We start from the raw sequence: 15,741 nt of genomic DNA, 5'->3' as shown, positions 1-15,741 counted from the left end.
ATCCCCGCCCCCGCAGGGCTCCGCCCGTCGAAGCCGGAAAAGCTCCACTGGAGCTTTTCCGTTTTCGGCTTCGACCCCCTCGGCGATTTCGCTGACCCGTGCGCCATCCCCGTCACTTGGGGTGTCAGGCGAAGGGTGGCTCTGAAGCAGGATCTGCGGTTTGGTTACGAAAATTTCGAATGCAGTTATATTTGGTAACGTATTGCTTGCGTCGAATCCCTCTGAGGCGTAGATTTGCGGGCAAGCGAGCAGGGAGGAGCAAGCCAATGGCCGGAGAGGCTTTCATTTGTGACGGGGTGCGCACGGCGATTGGCCGTTATGGCGGGGCGCTGTCGCAGGTCAGGGCGGATGATCTGGCCGCGGTGCCGATCAAGGCGCTGATGGCGCGAAACGCCGGGCTGGATGCGGGTGCGATCGACGATGTGATCTACGGCTGCGCCAACCAGGCGGGGGAGGACAACCGCAACGTCGCGCGGATGGCGCTGCTGCTGGCGGGGCTGCCGGAGACCGTTCCGGGGGCGACGATCAACCGGCTCTGCGCGTCCGGCATGGATGCGATTGGCACCGTGTCCCGCGCGATCAAGGCGGGCGATTATGACCTCGCCATTGCGGGCGGTGTGGAGAGCATGAGCCGCGCGCCGTTCGTGATGGGCAAGGCGACCACGGCGTTTTCACGCGCTGCGGAGGTGTATGACACCACCATCGGCTGGCGCTTCGTGAACAAGGCGATGAAAGCGGCTTATGGCGTGGATTCCATGCCCGAGACGGCGGACAACGTGGCCGCTGATTGGGGCGTTTCACGCGAAGATCAGGATGCCTTTGCCGCCCGGTCCCAGGCCCGGTGGGCCGGGGCGGATGCGGCTGGGGTGTTTGCCGAGGAGATCGTTCCGGTGGAGATCCCACAGCGGAAAGGTGATCCGGTTGTTGTGACGCAGGACGAGCATCCCCGGCCCGGGACCACCGCCGAGCAGCTTGGGCGGCTCAAGGGCGTGAACGGGCCGGAGCTGACGGTGACGGCGGGCAATGCCTCGGGCGTCAACGATGGGGCGGCGGCACTGCTGGTGGCGAGCGAGGGCGCGGCGCATGTGCATGGGCTGAAGCCGCTGGCGCGGATCGTGACGATGCAATCGGCAGGCGTGGCGCCGCGCGTGATGGGCATCGGCCCGGTGCCGGCGGTGAAGAAGGCTTTGGCGAAGGCCGGGCTGACCATCGAGCAGATGGACGTGATCGAGCTGAACGAGGCCTTTGCCGCGCAGGGCATCGCTGTGCTGCGCGATCTCGGCGTGGCGGAGGATGCGGCCCATGTGAATCCCAATGGCGGGGCAATCGCGATTGGCCACCCGCTCGGCATGTCTGGCGCGCGGATCGTGCTGACGGCGGCGCGGGAGCTTCAGCGGCGCGGCGGGAAATATGCACTCTGCACCATGTGCGTGGGTGTGGGGCAGGGGGTTGCACTCATCATCGAAAGGGTCTGAGCCATGTATGCACAGATGATCAAATCCGAGGGCGGCAAGAGCCGCGAGGAAATGTCGCCGGAGGAGGCGGCGTTTCAGGATCGGATCGACGCGGGTGAGACCATCGAGCCGCAGGACTGGATGCCGGAGGGGTATCGCAAGACGCTGATCCGGCAGATCGGGCAGCACGCGCATTCGGAGATCGTCGGGCAGCTGCCGGAGGGCAACTGGATCACCCGGGCGCCGACGCTGGAGCGCAAGGCGATCCTGCTGGCCAAGGTGCAGGATGAGGCGGGGCATGGGCTCTACTTGTATTGCGCCGCCGAGACGCTGGGGATCAGCCGCGACGATATGACGGAGCAGCTGCTTTCGGGGCGGATGAAGTATTCGTCGATCTTCAATTATCCGACGCTGAGCTGGGCCGATATCGGCGCGGTGGGCTGGTTGGTGGATGGCGCGGCGATCATGAACCAGGTGCCGTTGCAGCGCACGAGTTACGGGCCGTATTCGCGCGCGATGATCCGGATCTGCAAGGAGGAGAGCTTTCACCAGCGGCAGGGCTTCGACATCATGATGAAGATGGCGAAGGGGACTAAGGCGCAGCGGCGGATGGCGCAGGATGCGCTGGATCGGTTCTGGTATCCGTCGCTGATGATGTTCGGGCCGAGCGATGCGGAGTCGGTCCATTCGGCGCAGAACATGGCGTGGCGGATCAAGATCAACGGCAATGATGAGTTGCGGCAGAAGTTCGTTGACCAGACGGTGCCGCAGGCGGAATTCCTAGGGCTGACGGTGCCGGATGAGCATCTGAAGTGGAACGAGGAGAAGGGCGGCTACGACTTTTCGGAGCCGGACTGGGACGAGTTCTTTGCCGTGCTCAAGGGCGCGGGGCCGGAGAGTGCCGAGCGGATGAAGGCGCGGCGCGATGCCTGGGATGACGGCCAGTGGGTGCGCGATGCGATGACAGCCCATGCCGAGAAGAAGGCGGCGCGGCGGGAGGCGGCGGAGTGAGCCTTGAGCGCGCCATGCCGGTCTTGCAGGTGCGGGATGTTGCCCAGTCAGCCGCGTTTTACGAGCGGCTGGGGTTTGAGGCCAAGATCTGGGGCGACCCGCCGGGCTTTGCCATCTGCAAGCGCGGCGGGGTGACGCTGGCGCTGGACCGGGCGGGCGATGGCACGGTGCCGCTGAACCAGTGGTGGGCGGCCTATGTATACACGGCCGACGTGGAGGCGCTTCGGGCCGAGTTCGTGGCGGCGGGGCTGGAGCCGACGGAAATACACCACCCCGAGCACTACGGGTGCGACGACTTTGACGTGGTGGACCCGGACGGCCACCGGATTGCCTTTGGGCAGGACCGGGGCGGGACGTTCGGGCTGTGAGGAGGAGAGTGCGATGAGCAGGGAATGGCCGTTGTGGGAAGTGTTCATCCGGGGCAGCCACGGGATGAGCCACCGGCATGTGGGCTCGCTCCATGCGGCGGATGCGGAGCATGCGCTGCTGTCAGCGCGGGATGTGTATACGCGGCGCAACGAGGGGGTTTCGATCTGGGTGGTGCCGTCGGTGCAGATCACCGCGTCGAACCCCGATGACAAGGGGCCGTTCTACGAGCCGTCGCAGAGCAAGGTGTATCGGCATCCAAGCTTCTTCGACATCCCCGATGACGTGGGGGCGATGTGATGCTGGATGGCGGGATAGACCCGGTCGGCGCGCTGGCGCTGCGGATGGGGGACAATGCGCTGATCCTCGGGCACCGGGTATCTGAGTGGTGCGGGCATGCGCCGGTGCTGGAGGAGGATATCGCGCTGGCCAATATCGCGCTCGATCTGATCGGGCAGGCGCAGCTGTGGCTGGGGCTGGCGGGGGAGGCTGACGGGCGCAGCGCCGATGAGCTGGCGTTTCTGCGCGATGCCTGGGAATTCCGCTGCCTGCTGCTGGTGGAGCAGCCGAACGGGGATTTCGGGCGCACTGTGATGCGGCAGTTCCTGTTCGACGCTTGGCATGTGGAAATGCTGCGGGCGCTTTGTGGGTCGCGTGAGCCGCGGGTGTCGGAGATCGCGCAGAAGGCGGTGCGGGAGGTGGACTATCACCTCGAGCGGTCCTCGGCGCAGGTGATCGCGCTGGGCGATGGCACCGAGGAGAGCCACGGGCGGATGCAGGCGGCGCTGGACTGGCTCTGGCCCTGGGCGGGCGAGGCGCTGGTGGCCGATCCGGTGGATGTGGCGCTGGCGGAGGCCGGGATTGCGCCCTCGGTGGAGGAGTTGCGGCCGGGCTGGGAGGCGACGCTGCGCGGCGTGCTGGGGGAGGCAACATTGACCATTCCCGAGAGCGAGTTTGCCCATCGCGGTGGGAAGGACGGCAAGCGGCATTCGGAGGCGCTGGGGCATTTGCTGACCCAGATGCAGTGGCTGCAGCGGGCCTATCCGGGGGCGGAGTGGTGAGCATGGCCGAGGTGCGGCTGTCCGAGGCGGAGGTCTGGGAGGTGCTGGGCGGCGTGCCGGACCCGGAGATTCCCGTGATTTCGCTGGTCGATCTCGGGGTGATCCGGGGCGTGGGCTACGAGGGCGATACGCTGGTTGTGACCGTCACGCCGACCTATTCGGGCTGCCCGGCCACCGCCGTCATCAACATGGATATCGAGGCGGCCTTGCGGGCGGCGGGGGTGGCGCAGCTGGAATTGCGCCGCCAGTTGGCCCCGCCCTGGACGACCGATTGGCTCAGTGCCGAGGGCCGGGCGAAGCTGGAGGCCTATGGCATCGCGCCGCCGCAGCCGGCGGGCGGGCCGGAGCGCTGCCCGCGCTGTGCGAGCGGAAACCTCCACAAGATCAGCCAGTTCGGCTCGACGCCCTGCAAGGCGCAATGGTGCTGCGGCGACTGCCTCGAACCCTTCGACTACTTCAAGTGCATCTGAAAGGGCGCGCGACATGGCCCAGTTTCTCCCCCTCACCGTGACCGACGTGCGCCCCACCACCCGCGAGGCCGTGGTGGTGACGCTTCAGCCCGACGACCCGGAGGCCTTTGCCTTCACCCAAGGGCAATATCTGACCTTCCGGCAGGAGATCGACGGCACCGAGATACGGCGCAGCTACTCGATCTGCTGCGGCGTGGGCGAGGGGTTGCAGGTGGGGATCAAGCGGGTCGAGGGGGGCGCGTTTTCATCTTGGGCGAATGACAACCTCAAGCCGGGGATGCGGCTGGAGGCGATGCCGCCCTCGGGGCGGTTCTTTGTGCCGCTGGGGGACGCGCCGAAGCATTACCTCGCCTTCGCGGGCGGCTCGGGGATCACGCCGGTGCTGTCGCTCATCCGCACCACGCTGGCCGCCGAACCGCAGAGCCGCTTCACGCTAGTCTATGCAAACCGGGCGGCTGCGACGGTGATGTTTCGCGAAGAGCTGGAAGACCTGAAGAACCGCCACATGGGCCGGTTCCGGGTGATCCATGTGCTGGAGCATGACGGGCAGGAGGTGCCGCTGTTTTCGGGCCGGGTGGATGGCGAGAAGGTGGCGGCGCTGTTTGCCGGGTTGATCGAGCCGGAAGGGGTTGATGTGGCCTTCATCTGCGGGCCGGAGCCGATGATGCTGGCGATCTCGGAGGCGCTGAGGGCAGCGGGGCTTTCGGAGGATCAGATCAGGTTCGAGCTGTTCAAATCCGACCAGCCCGGGCGGTTGCCGCAGCGGGTGGCAGCGGCGATGGCCGAGGGAGCCACGGGCGCGGAGGCGAAGGTGACGCTGGATGGCGTGACGCGGACACTGACGGTGGAGCCGGGGCAGACGGTGCTGGAGGCCGGGCTGGCCGCCTCGATGGAGGTGCCGTTCTCCTGCCGCGCGGGGGTGTGCTCCACCTGCCGCTGCCGGGTGCTGGAGGGCGAGGTGGAGATGGCGGCGAACTACGCGCTGGAGGATGACGAGGTGGCGAAGGGCTATGTGCTCAGTTGCCAGAGCCATGTGATATCGCAACGGGTGGTGGTGAGCTACGACGAGTAGGGGCGGGTGAGGGTGCGGCATGAGGCCAGCGCCCGCACCGCCCCCCCACGGGGCGGGCGCTTCGTTGACGTAGCACTGAACCGTGCGGTTGCGGGCGACCTCGCATGCGCCACTTGCTGCACCGCGCCCCGTGCGGTGCGGGCGCTGACCTTGCCCTGCGTGGCACCGCTTGCCGCCCGGCGTCGCACCGCTACCTTGCGCCCATGAATTGGACCGCCCAAATCGATGGCTATTGCGAGCGGCTCTCCCCGGCGTTCTGGGCGGAGCCGATCAATGCCGTGACCAACGCGGCCTTTCTGCTGGCGGCACTGGTCGCCTTTCTCCACGCACGGCGGATCGGGCAGGCGCGGGGGGCGGTGCTGGTGCTCTGCCTGCTGCTCGCCGCCATCGGGCTGGGCTCCTTTGCCTTTCACACCTTCGCCACGCGCTGGGCGGCGCTGGCCGATGTGGCGCCGATCCAGCTGTTCTCGCTGGTGGCGCTCGGGGCAGGGGTGCATCGGTTCACCGGGGCGCACTGGCCCCGGACGGCGCTGCTGGTGCCCGTGGTGCTGGCGCTGCTGATCCTCGCCACATGGGGGTTTGCGCAGGTTGCGCCGCCCGCGCTGCGGGGCGCGGTGGGCTATGCGCCTGCTTTCCTGTCGCTCTGGGGCTTTGCGGTGCTGCTCACGGTGCAGGGCAGCGCGCTTGCGCGGACGATGGCGGCGGCGGCGCTGGTGTTTACCCTCTCGCTCACGGCGCGGACGCTTGACCTGCCGTTCTGTGACACGATCCCCCTCGGCACCCATTGGCTCTGGCACCTGCTGAACGCGGTCACGCTGGCGCTGGTGATCCGGGTGCTGGCCGGGCAGGGGGCGGCGCTGCGGCGCGGGTAGGGGCGGCGGGCAGATGGCCCGCCCTACTTGTCGACCGGCAACCCGCTGGGCACGGCATCGGGCACGCCGAGGCGACCGTCGATGGCGGGCTGGTCGGTGAGGCTGGCGAGGAAGGCCAGGAGCAGCGCCACATCGGCATCGCTCAGGGGCCGGTCCTCCACCGAGATGGCGGCCTCCAGCGCGGCGCGGTCGGCGGCGTCGGAGAGGGGACCCATCGCGTCATGCTCCAGAGCGGCGAGGCGGGCGGGGGTGCCATCATAGGCGGCGAGCGCGGCGCGGGGGGCGGCGTGGGCGCGCAGGAAGGCCTCCAGATCGGCATAGGCGCCGGAGTGGCCATAGGGCGCGGTGGCGGTGACGTTGCGCAGGGAGGGCGTGCGGAAGGCGTAGGCATCCTCGGCGTGGCCGGTCACCCCCATGCGGCCCACGTCGCGGTGGTGGGTCTCGAAGGCGAGGCGCTTGCCGGGGCCGATCTGCGGCACGCCCATGGCGTGAAAGCCGTGGTCGGTTTGCAGGGCGCCGGCGTGGCAGCCGGAGCAGCCTGCCGTGCCGTAGAAAAGCTTTGCGCCCGCAAGCGCCTCTGCCGAAAGCGCGGCCTCGTCGCCACGCAGGAAGGCGTCGAAGGGCGCGGCATCGGCCCGCCATTCGAAGGCCATGAAGGCGGCGATGGCGTTGGAGATATCGGTGAAATGCAGCGGGCGGCCTGCGGCGACCTCGGGGTAGACCGCCTCGAACCGCCGCTGGTAGTCGCCCGCGCCCTCGACCCTGCGGGCGATGATATCCCACGCGCCGCCCGGCCCGGTGATCCGGCCCGAGCGGGTGGCCTTGGAGATGTCATTCTCGCGGACATGGCCTGCCATCTCGTCGGCGGAGAGCACGGGGAACATGGTTTGCGCCGAGAGGATGCCGGAAAAGCCGACCTCCATGTCTTCGCCCATCGGGGTGCGGAAGCCGGATTTGCGGGTGGGGTCCACCTCGATCCGGCCATCGTGGAAGAGCACGGTGAACTGGTGCGCGCCGAGGTTGAAGAGGGCGGGGGCGTTGCGGGGGATGAACTCGTCGGGGTAATTCGCCGGGTCCGCCACGCGGTCAGGGCCAAGGCCCGCGCCGCCCTCTCCCATGCCGAGGGAGAGGCCATCGGACGTGGCGAAGCGCGGGTGGTGGCAGGTGGCGCAGGCGATGTTGCGGTTGCCGGAGAGGATCGGGTCGTAGAACAGAAGCTGGCCGAGCGCGGCCTCGGCCTCGTCGACGGCGATGAAATCGGCATCGGTCAGGGGCGCGGGGAACTCCTGCGCAGAGGCGGGCGCGGCGAGCAACAGGGCGAGCGCGAGGCTACGCATAGGCCTTGGCCTTCTCTTCGAGCGAGATCACACGGGGCTCGACCAGCGGCGCACCGCCAGGAAAGAGCGGGTGGCGCTTGTGAGCGCCCTTCAACCAGCCGCCGAACATGATGCGCCCAATGGACAGGAAGACGCCGAAGGTGGAGCCGGAGGTGGGCGGCAACCCCTCGGGCAGGGGGCGCTCCTTGGGCACGTTCACCCGCGCTTTTACCGGGCCGAGGGCGTCCGGGTTCGCGATGCCGTGGGTGATCGCCCCGAAGAAAGGGTAGCGCGGGCCGGGGCCGGTGTTGCCCAGCGGCGTGTTGCAGCAGGCGGTGTACCAGCGGGCGAGGCCATTGGGGCTGAGGCGGAGGGCAGCGATGTGCTCCTTGCCTTGGGTGATCGAGAGCCGGTCGCAGCGAAACTGGATGATGTCGGTGCCGTCTGCGGGGCCGAGAATGTCGTCGCGCCCCAGCACGCGGGCGAAGGCGCGGCAGGAGTTGCAGTGGCAGATCACCCGGTTGCCCTGCGGCGGCGCGGGGCGGGCGATGATGGCAAGCTGCACCTTGCCGCAATCGCAGGTGAGCGTGATGGGGTCGGGCATGGGTGGTCTCCTCCGGGGCGGAGGTTAGGGCAGGTGGGGCGGAGGGGGAAGGGGTGAGGCTCCGGCCCGTTGCGGTAGCTGGGACAGGGAAAGCCCTGAGTGCTCGAAGCGCGGTGGCCGCTTTGCCCCCTTAGTTCTAGCTGCTGGACCTATCCGGCCGTGACATTACAGCTTGGCGCCGTGCTTTGTCTTCGTCTGTCATTGCCCGAAGCTCCCGGCCCGCGGCCTGGGTTTCTTCGTCACCGCCGACAAGGCTCGTGACACCGGATTTCAGGGCCTCGTATCCTTGTCGTGCGACCTCGGCGGGGTCGTTCTTCCAAGAGTTGTCGCCAAAGCGCGTGCTCCCCATTCCGGCGCGAATATGAAAGTCGGTTGCCGTGGCGCCCGGATGGAGGATCGTGACGTCAACTCCGGTGCCACGCAACTCTTCTCTCAAGCCATGCCCGAACGAGGTCATGAACGACTTAGACGGTCCATAGATGCTCTCATATGGAGTTGGAGTGGTTGCCGACAGCGAACTGACCAACAGCAGTTTGCCGCGACCCTGCGCGATCATGGCCGGGAGCAGGCCGTGACACAGACGGAGTGTCGAGTTGATGTTGATTTCAACAAGCTGAAGGTGCCGATCAAGAGGAACGTCGAGAAAGGCCCCTCCAATTGCAATGCCAGCATTCAGGACCAGTGCATCAAGAGGTCTTCCATCCACGGCGCCGATAACTTCCTCGGCGCCTTCGGCAGTCGTGAGGTCAGATTGCACCGCCACAACCGACCCGTCGGTGCTCAACTGCTCTGCGATGCTGTGCACCGTCGGGCTTGAGCCGCATACGATTGCGTCGAAACCATCGGCAACAAAAAGGCGCGCAAGCTCCAGTCCGATCCCGGCGGAACTGCCGGTTACCAGCGCAAGTGGTTTTTCCTGTTCACCCATTTGCCAGAGGTCCTTTCATGCCGGAGTAATATGGAACGTGGCTGATCCTACCAAAACAAGTCCTCAGCCCGTGGGCAAGTCTCGCTGAAACGGGTGTGAAGTGGACGTAGCTCAGTCCGCATAGCCGACGCTCGTCGCTGGCCATTCACTGCAGAGGGTTGGGGTGCGGCATGACGAAGGCCCAGCGCCCGTCCTGCATGGTGCGTGGGACCGGCCGGTTCGTCCCCCCATCCCAAAAGTGATTCGAAAATCCCTTCCCATGCGAATCACCTTGCGTTACGGTGGTCTCAGACCCGGAAAACCGGGCGTTACGAGGCAGATCAGGCAGTCTGATGACAGAGATGGTTTTTGGCACGGCCCCCGTCCGCACGGGCGAGCCGGTGCTTCCCCGATGGTGGCGGACGATCGACAAGTGGTCGATGTCCTGCATTCTGCTGCTCTTCGGCGTGGGGCTGCTGCTGGGTCTTGCGGCCTCGCCGCCGCTGGCTGCCCGCAACGGGCTGGACCCGTTCTATTACGTGCAGCGGCAGGCCTTCTTTGGTGGCCTCTCGCTGGTGGTGATGTTCGCCTTCTCTATGATGAACCCGAGTCTCGTGCGCCGCCTTGCGGTGCTGGGCTTCTTCGTTTCCTTCGTGGCGCTCCTGCTGCTGCCGGTCTTCGGCACCGACTTCGGCAAGGGCGCGACCCGGTGGTTCTCGCTCGGGTTCGCCTCGGTGCAGCCCTCGGAATTCCTGAAGCCCGGCTTCGTGGTGCTCGCGGCATGGCTGATGGCCGCCTCGCAGCAGGTGGCGGGGCCTCCGGGCAAGTCTTTCTCCTTCATTCTCGCGGTCGTCATCGTGATGCTGCTCGCGCTCCAGCCCGACTTTGGCCAGGCCTGCCTGATCCTCTTTGCATGGGCGGTGATGTACTTCGTCGCCGGTGCGCCGATCACCATTCTCGTCGTGGTGGCCGGGCTCGTGGTGGTGGGCGGCCTGACGGCCTATGAGGGCTCCGAACACTTTGCCCGCCGGATCGACGGCTTCCTGAACCCTGATCTCGACCCGCGCACCCAGCTTGGCTACGCCACCAATGCGATCCGCGAGGGCGGGTTCTTTGGCGTGGGTGTGGGCGAGGGGCAGGTGAAATGGTCGCTCCCCGATGCGCATACCGATTTCATCATCGCGGTGGCGGCGGAGGAATACGGGCTGGTGCTCGTGCTCGCCATCATCTTGCTCTACGCCACCATCGTGGTGCGTTCGCTGCTGCGGCTGATGCGCGAGCGTGACCCATTCATCCGGCTGGCGGGCACCGGGCTGGCCTGCATCTTCGGCGTGCAGGCGATGATCAACATGGGGGTGGCCGTGCGGCTGCTGCCCGCCAAAGGCATGACGCTGCCTTTCGTTTCTTACGGCGGCTCGTCGATGATCGCGGGCGGTATCCTTGTGGGGATGCTGCTGGCCTTCACCCGCACGCGCCCGCAGGGGCAGATCGGCGACATTCTGCTGCGGAGGCATCCGTGACGCGCGACCTGCTTCATTTTCTTGCTGAAAATATCCAATCCCCCGGCCGCACCCCTCTGAACGCCGGAGCAGAAACATGACGCAGCCTCTTCTCATCATCGCAGCCGGTGGCACCGGCGGGCATATGTTTCCGGCGCAGGCGCTGGCCGAGGCGATGCTGTCGCGCGGCTGGCGGGTGAAGCTTTCGACCGATGCGCGGGGCGCGCGCTATACCGGCGCCTTCCCCGAGGCAGTGGAGATCGAGGTGCGCTCTTCGGCCACCTTTGCGCGGGGCGGGGCGCTGGCCAAGCTGGCGGTGCCCTTCCGTATTGCGGGCGGCACGATCTCTTCGGTGATCCGGATGCTGCGCGACAAGCCCGCCGTGGTGGTGGGCTTTGGCGGCTACCCCTCGATCCCGGCGCTGGCGGCGGCGACGATCCTGAAGCGCCCGCGCGCGATCCATGAGCAGAACGGCGTGCTGGGCCGGGTGAACGAGATGTTTGCCAAGCGCGTCCATGCGATTGCCTGCGGCACATGGCCGACCGAGCTGCCCGAGGGCGTGCAGGGCCATGACATCGGCAACCCGGTGCGCGCTGCGATCCTCGCCCGCGCCGGTGCGCCCTACATTCCGCCGGGCGATTACCCGCTGTCGCTGCTGGTGATGGGCGGCAGCCAGGGCGCGCGGATCCTCTCCGATGTGGTTCCTGCCGCGATTGCCGCGTTGCCCGAGCAGTACCGGCAGCACATCCGCGTGTCGCATCAGGCGCGGCCCGAGGATGAGGCGCGGGTCGTCAGCTTTTACGAGCAGGCGGGCATTGATGCGACGGTGCAGCCCTTTTTCGCCGACGTGCCCGAGCGGATGGCCGAGGCGCAGCTGGTGATCACCCGCGCGGGCGCCTCCACCGTGGCCGACCTCTCGGTGATCGGGCGCCCCTCGATCCTCGTGCCGCTGGCGGCGGCGATCCGTGATGAGCAGACGGCCAATGCCCGCGGGCTGGTTGACGCGGGAGCAGCCATCCTCGTGCCCGAGAAACGGCTTGACCCCGAAAGCCTCGCAGAGCAAATCCAGACAATTCTCGACTTCCCCGAGGGCGCGACGCAGATGGCGCATGCGGCACTGGCCACCGGCAAACCGGATGCCACGCAGCGTCTGGTGGAGCTGGTCGAGGGGCTGACGGGCAACGAGATGGCGGCGAAATCGACCGGAGAAAACTTCGGCGAGCAGTGAGTAGAGTGAGGCAGTGACATGGACGGAAGCAATATCATGCAGGGTGTAACCAAACTCCCGACCCAGCTTGGGGCGATCCACTTCGTCGGTATCGGCGGCATCGGCATGTCGGGCATTGCCGAGGTGCTGCTGAACTTCGGCTATCAGGTGCAGGGCTCCGACCTGAAGAAGAGCAAGATCACCGAGCGGCTGGAGCGGCTGGGTGCGAAGGTGTTCGAGGGGCAGGCGGCCGAGAACCTCGAGAGCGCCGAGGTCATCGTGATCTCCAGCGCGATCAAGCCGGGCAACCCCGAGCTGGACGCCGCCCGCGCCAAAGGCCTGCCGGTGGTGCGCCGCGCCGAGATGCTGGCCGAGCTGATGCGGCTCAAATCCAACATCGCCGTCGCCGGCACCCACGGCAAGACCACCACCACCACGCTGGTGGCGGAGCTGCTGGAGAAGGGCGGGATCGACCCGACGGTGATCAACGGCGGGATCATCCATGCCTATGGCTCGAATGCCCGGATGGGGCAGGGCGAGTGGATGGTGGTGGAGGCCGACGAGAGCGACGGCACCTTCAACCGCTTGCCCGCGACCATTGCCATCGTCACCAACATCGACCCCGAGCACATGGAGCACTGGGGCACCGAGGAGGCGCTTCATCAGGGATTCCTCGATTTCGTCTCCAACATCCCGTTCTACGGCCTCGCCGTCTGCTGCACCGATGATGCCGATGTGCAGGCGCTGGTGGGCCGCGTCACCGACCGCCGGGTGGTGACCTATGGCTTCAATGCGCAGGCCGACGTGCGCGCGGTGAACCTGACCTACAAGGCCGGCGTGGCGCATTTTGACGTGCGGCTGCAGACCGAGGACATGGTGATCGAGGGTTGCACCCTGCCGATGCCGGGCGATCATAACGTTTCCAATGCTTTGTCCGCCGTGGCCGTGGCGCGCCATCTCGGCATGAAGGCCGAAGAGATCAAGGCGGCGCTGGCGGGCTTTGGCGGGGTGAACCGCCGCTTTACCCGCGTGGGCGAGGTGAACGGCGTGACCGTGATCGACGATTACGGCCACCACCCGGTCGAGATTGCCGCGGTGCTGAAAGCCGCCCGTCAGGCCACCGAAGGCCGGGTGATTGCGGTGCATCAGCCGCACCGGTACTCGCGCCTCTCCAACCTGTTCGACGACTTCTGCGCCTGTTTCAACGAGGCCGATGTGGTGGCCATTGCCGAGGTTTATGCCGCCGGTGAAGACCCGATCCCCGGTGCGAGCCGCGATGATCTGGTTGCCGGGCTCATCGCCCACGGCCATCGCCATGCCCGTGCGATCCTGAGCGAGGATGACCTCGTGCGGCTCGTGCGCGAGCAGGCGGGCGAGGGCGATATGGTGGTCTGCCTTGGCGCCGGTACGATCAGCACATGGGCCAACAACCTGCCGGAGCGGTTGAAGGGCTGAGGCCGGGAGAGGCCGATGCCTGTTTTCGTGACATTCGCGGCCCTTGGCATGGGCGCCGCCCTCATCGTCGCCCGCCCGCTCTGGGCGTTGACGGTGCTGGTGGTGCTGATGCTGGTGAGCGCGCTGCTCTGGGCCGTCTTCAGCATCGAGCCACGCTGGGCCTCGGGCCTGATCGAACAGAGCGCCCAGGCCGGTGCGGTGGCACTGGTGCCGCTGGCGCTTGGCGTCGTCGCGGGGCTGGTGCTGCGCCGGATGGGCGTGCGCCATGACTGAGGCTGGCCTCAAACGCCGGATCGGGCCGGGCCTGATGACCGCCTATGGCGTTGGCGTGATGGTGGGCGCGGGCATTTACGTGCTGATCGGCGCGGTGGCCGGGCTGGCGGGCAGTTATGCGCCGCTGGCGTTTTTGCTGGCCGGGCTGGTGGCGGCCCCTTCGGCACTGACCTATGCCGAGCTTTCGGCCCGCATCCCCGAAGCGGCGGGCGAGGCGGCCTATGTGGCGCAGGCCTTTGGGACCACGGTGCTGCCGGTCGCCATCGGGCTGGCGATCGTATTGGCTGGCACTGTCTCGGGCGCAGCGGTGCTGCGCGGCGGGGTGGGCTACCTGACGGCGCTGGTTTCGGTCACGCCGGTTTGGGCGATTGTCGCCATTGGCGCGGCGCTGACGTTGGTGGCCATCGCCGGGGTGCTGGAAAGCCTCGCGCTGGCCGCGCTTTTCACTGTGGTCGAGGTGATCGGGCTGGTGCTGGTCTCCGGTGCGGGCCTGATGGCCGAGCCGGTTGCGGTAGCCGTGCCCGAGGCCGCCCCCGGTGCGATGGCGGTGCTGGCGGCCACGGCGCTGGCCTTCTTTGCCTTCATCGGTTTCGAAGACGTGGTGAACATGGCCGAGGAGGCGCGCGAGCCGGAGCGGACCATGCCGCTCGCGATCATCGCCTCGCTGCTGATCACCGCCGTGCTCTATGCGCTCGTGAGCTTCGCCGCGCTGCGCGCCGTGCCCGCCGCCGATCTTGCCGCCTCCGAGCGCCCGCTGGCGCTGGTTTGGGAGCGGGCGACAGGGCAGGGCGCAGGCTTTCTGGCTGCCATCGCGGTGCTCGCGGCCTTGAACGGCGTGTTGGCGCAGCTGGTGATGGCGGCCCGCGTGCTCTTTGGCCTTGGCCGCCGCGCCCGCGCCTTTGCCCCCTTCACCCATGCGCACCCGCGCTTCGGCACGCCGGTGCTGGCCTCGCTCACCTGCGGCGCGGCGCTGATCGGCGCGGCCCTTGCCCTGCCGGTGGCGCAACTCGCCGAGATCGCCTCGATGGTGCTGCTGGCGGTCTTTGCCGCCGTTAACACATCGCTGATCGCTCTCAAGCTACACTCGCCGCAGGCGCCCTTTCGGGTGCCGATGGTCGTGCCGGTGGTGGGGCTTGTCGCCGCGCTGGCCGCGCTTGGCCTCTCGCTGGCCGAAAGGATCGCGCCATGAGCCTGCTTCTGATCGCCGCCCTTCTGTGGATCTTCGCCGCAACGGCGACGGCCTTTTTGCCAATGCGCTACCAACTGGTGCCGGGGCTGGCGCTGATCGTTGGCGCGGTGGTGCTGATCGGCCTGTTCTTTGCCGAATTCGGGCCGCTGCCGGGCGTGCTGGCGCTGGCCGTGTTCCTCTCGTTCTTCCGGCGCCCGCTGGGGCACCTCATCCGTAAACTCACCGGGAAGGCCCGCGCATGACGCCATCGCTGATCTGTTTCTTCGCCTGGGCGCTCACAGCGAACCTCGCCGCGATGATCCCCTCGAAAGACAACCACTGGACCCGGGCCTATGTGCTCATCGCCGTAGGCATCCCGCTGCTCGGCTGGGTGACTTACCAGAACGGGCCGCTGATCGGGCTGATCTGCATGGCTGCGGGCGCCTCGGTGCTGCGCTGGCCGGTGGTCTACTCGTGGCGCTGGCTGAGGGGTGCGCGGCGCGGCAAGGATGGTGCCGCTGACGGCTGAGCCGGGCGGTTGAGCCCGTCGGGCAGGCTTGCCTCGCGGGCGCGGGGCGGCAAGGATGGCGCCCATGTTTCATGAACTCCACGCCGTGGCCGCCGGCTCGGCCCTGATCTTCGGCCTGCTCGGCTTCTGGCTGCGCTGGATGTCGCCCTTGGGCGGCGCGATTTACCTCGGCGGTCTGGTGGCGATCTGCATTGGGCTGAAGCTCTGGCTCGGACGCGGCCCGGTGGGCTGGGACAACGTGGGCCATGCGTTCTTGCTGCTGTGGGTGCTGCTGCCGGGGGTGGTGGGGGCTGTCGTTGGCGTGGCTTTGGCTTGGTGGCGGGTGCGGGGATAGACACCTTGACGCGAAGGGCTTGCACGGAATCAAGCCGAAGGCGCCGTGCAGCGCCGACCCGCCCGTCGCACCAAAGGTGCGCCTTTATTAATGGGCTCGCCGGAGGCGAGACGGCGGAGCTTGGGTGAGGTTGGGGCTTCCCG

At 67.4% G+C, this 15,741-nt stretch carries 19 protein-coding genes; 16 read left to right on the top strand and 3 right to left on the bottom strand.

What is annotated here, in order from left to right; translation table 11 throughout:
- Positions 1–266 precede the first annotated feature (266 nt).
- From pcaF to ACUXVX_RS14915, 8 genes are all read left to right on the top strand, one after another.
- A complete protein-coding gene (gene pcaF / locus ACUXVX_RS14950; protein ID WP_446308911.1) occupies positions 267–1,475 on the top strand; it encodes a 3-oxoadipyl-CoA thiolase in 1,209 nt (402 codons plus the stop codon).
- Positions 1,476–1,478: 3 nt separating this feature from the next.
- Positions 1,479–2,465 (top strand): 1,2-phenylacetyl-CoA epoxidase subunit PaaA, encoded by a 987-nt coding sequence (gene paaA / locus ACUXVX_RS14945; protein WP_446308910.1) that lies wholly within the window; start codon positions 1,479–1,481, stop codon positions 2,463–2,465.
- Positions 2,462–2,833 carry a VOC family protein gene (locus ACUXVX_RS14940; protein ID WP_446308909.1) on the top strand — a complete coding sequence of 124 codons (372 nt, stop codon included), beginning with the start codon at positions 2,462–2,464 and terminating at the stop codon, positions 2,831–2,833. Before paaA ends, ACUXVX_RS14940 begins: the two co-directional genes overlap by 4 nt.
- Before the next feature lie 13 nt (positions 2,834–2,846).
- Positions 2,847–3,131, top strand: coding sequence for a 1,2-phenylacetyl-CoA epoxidase subunit PaaB (gene paaB, locus ACUXVX_RS14935; protein WP_074255158.1), 285 nt, complete (start codon positions 2,847–2,849; stop codon positions 3,129–3,131).
- Complete coding sequence (paaC, locus tag ACUXVX_RS14930) at positions 3,131–3,892, top strand: 1,2-phenylacetyl-CoA epoxidase subunit PaaC (RefSeq protein WP_446308908.1); 762 nt, start codon at positions 3,131–3,133, stop codon at positions 3,890–3,892. The genes paaB and paaC overlap by 1 nt, the downstream gene beginning before the upstream one ends.
- A gap of 2 nt (positions 3,893–3,894) precedes the next feature.
- Positions 3,895–4,362 carry a 1,2-phenylacetyl-CoA epoxidase subunit PaaD gene (paaD, locus tag ACUXVX_RS14925; protein ID WP_446308907.1) on the top strand — a complete coding sequence of 156 codons (468 nt, stop codon included), beginning with the start codon at positions 3,895–3,897 and terminating at the stop codon, positions 4,360–4,362.
- 13 nt (positions 4,363–4,375) lie between these two features.
- Positions 4,376–5,434, top strand: coding sequence for a 2Fe-2S iron-sulfur cluster-binding protein (locus tag ACUXVX_RS14920; RefSeq protein WP_446308906.1), 1,059 nt, complete (start codon positions 4,376–4,378; stop codon positions 5,432–5,434).
- Between the two features lie 203 nt (positions 5,435–5,637).
- Positions 5,638–6,306, top strand: coding sequence for a ceramidase domain-containing protein (locus ACUXVX_RS14915; protein WP_446308905.1), 669 nt, complete (start codon positions 5,638–5,640; stop codon positions 6,304–6,306).
- 23 nt (positions 6,307–6,329) lie between these two features.
- Here ACUXVX_RS14915 and ACUXVX_RS14910 read toward each other — a convergent pair whose 3' ends face one another.
- From ACUXVX_RS14910 to ACUXVX_RS14900, 3 genes are all read right to left on the bottom strand, one after another.
- Positions 6,330–7,643 (bottom strand): cytochrome-c peroxidase, encoded by a 1,314-nt coding sequence (locus ACUXVX_RS14910; RefSeq protein WP_446308904.1) that lies wholly within the window; start codon positions 7,641–7,643, stop codon positions 6,330–6,332.
- Positions 7,636–8,226 carry a DUF6151 family protein gene (locus ACUXVX_RS14905; RefSeq protein ID WP_446308903.1) on the bottom strand — a complete coding sequence of 197 codons (591 nt, stop codon included), beginning with the start codon at positions 8,224–8,226 and terminating at the stop codon, positions 7,636–7,638. Before ACUXVX_RS14905 ends, ACUXVX_RS14910 begins: the two co-directional genes overlap by 8 nt.
- A 136-nt stretch (positions 8,227–8,362) precedes the next feature.
- Complete coding sequence (locus tag ACUXVX_RS14900; protein ID WP_446308902.1) at positions 8,363–9,154, bottom strand: SDR family NAD(P)-dependent oxidoreductase; 792 nt, start codon at positions 9,152–9,154, stop codon at positions 8,363–8,365.
- A gap of 332 nt (positions 9,155–9,486) precedes the next feature.
- On the opposite strand from ACUXVX_RS14900, the gene ftsW reads away from it, so the two are divergent.
- The 8 genes from ftsW to ACUXVX_RS14860 all read left to right on the top strand — a co-directional run bounded on the left by ftsW (position 9,487) and on the right by ACUXVX_RS14860 (position 15,598).
- Positions 9,487–10,653 carry a putative lipid II flippase FtsW gene (ftsW, locus tag ACUXVX_RS14895; RefSeq protein WP_222468818.1) on the top strand — a complete coding sequence of 389 codons (1,167 nt, stop codon included), beginning with the start codon at positions 9,487–9,489 and terminating at the stop codon, positions 10,651–10,653.
- 76 nt (positions 10,654–10,729) lie between these two features.
- Entirely contained in the window at positions 10,730–11,860 is a 1,131-nt protein-coding gene (locus tag ACUXVX_RS14890) for a UDP-N-acetylglucosamine--N-acetylmuramyl-(pentapeptide) pyrophosphoryl-undecaprenol N-acetylglucosamine transferase (RefSeq protein ID WP_446308901.1), read from the top strand.
- Between the two features lie 36 nt (positions 11,861–11,896).
- Complete coding sequence (gene murC / locus ACUXVX_RS14885; RefSeq protein ID WP_446311549.1) at positions 11,897–13,294, top strand: UDP-N-acetylmuramate--L-alanine ligase; 1,398 nt, start codon at positions 11,897–11,899, stop codon at positions 13,292–13,294.
- 15 nt (positions 13,295–13,309) lie between these two features.
- Positions 13,310–13,567, top strand: coding sequence for a hypothetical protein (locus tag ACUXVX_RS14880; RefSeq protein WP_222468820.1), 258 nt, complete (start codon positions 13,310–13,312; stop codon positions 13,565–13,567).
- The gene (locus ACUXVX_RS14875) at positions 13,560–14,756 is read left to right on the top strand and encodes an APC family permease (protein WP_446308900.1); all 1,197 of its coding nucleotides are present in this window, start codon (positions 13,560–13,562) and stop codon (positions 14,754–14,756) included. The genes ACUXVX_RS14880 and ACUXVX_RS14875 overlap by 8 nt, the downstream gene beginning before the upstream one ends.
- Entirely contained in the window at positions 14,753–14,998 is a 246-nt protein-coding gene (locus ACUXVX_RS14870; protein WP_222468822.1) for a DUF2484 family protein, read from the top strand. The genes ACUXVX_RS14875 and ACUXVX_RS14870 overlap by 4 nt, the downstream gene beginning before the upstream one ends.
- Positions 14,995–15,264, top strand: coding sequence for a DUF2484 family protein (locus ACUXVX_RS14865; RefSeq protein WP_222493861.1), 270 nt, complete (start codon positions 14,995–14,997; stop codon positions 15,262–15,264). The genes ACUXVX_RS14870 and ACUXVX_RS14865 overlap by 4 nt, the downstream gene beginning before the upstream one ends.
- Positions 15,265–15,328: 64 nt before the next feature.
- A complete protein-coding gene (locus ACUXVX_RS14860; RefSeq protein ID WP_446308899.1) occupies positions 15,329–15,598 on the top strand; it encodes a hypothetical protein in 270 nt (89 codons plus the stop codon).
- Positions 15,599–15,741 lie beyond the last annotated feature (143 nt).

It is taken from the genome of Vannielia sp. SX4 (assembly GCF_052828525.1).
The sequence above is the reverse complement of the archived record's forward strand: the minus strand, read 5'-3'. Positions and strand labels throughout refer to the sequence as shown.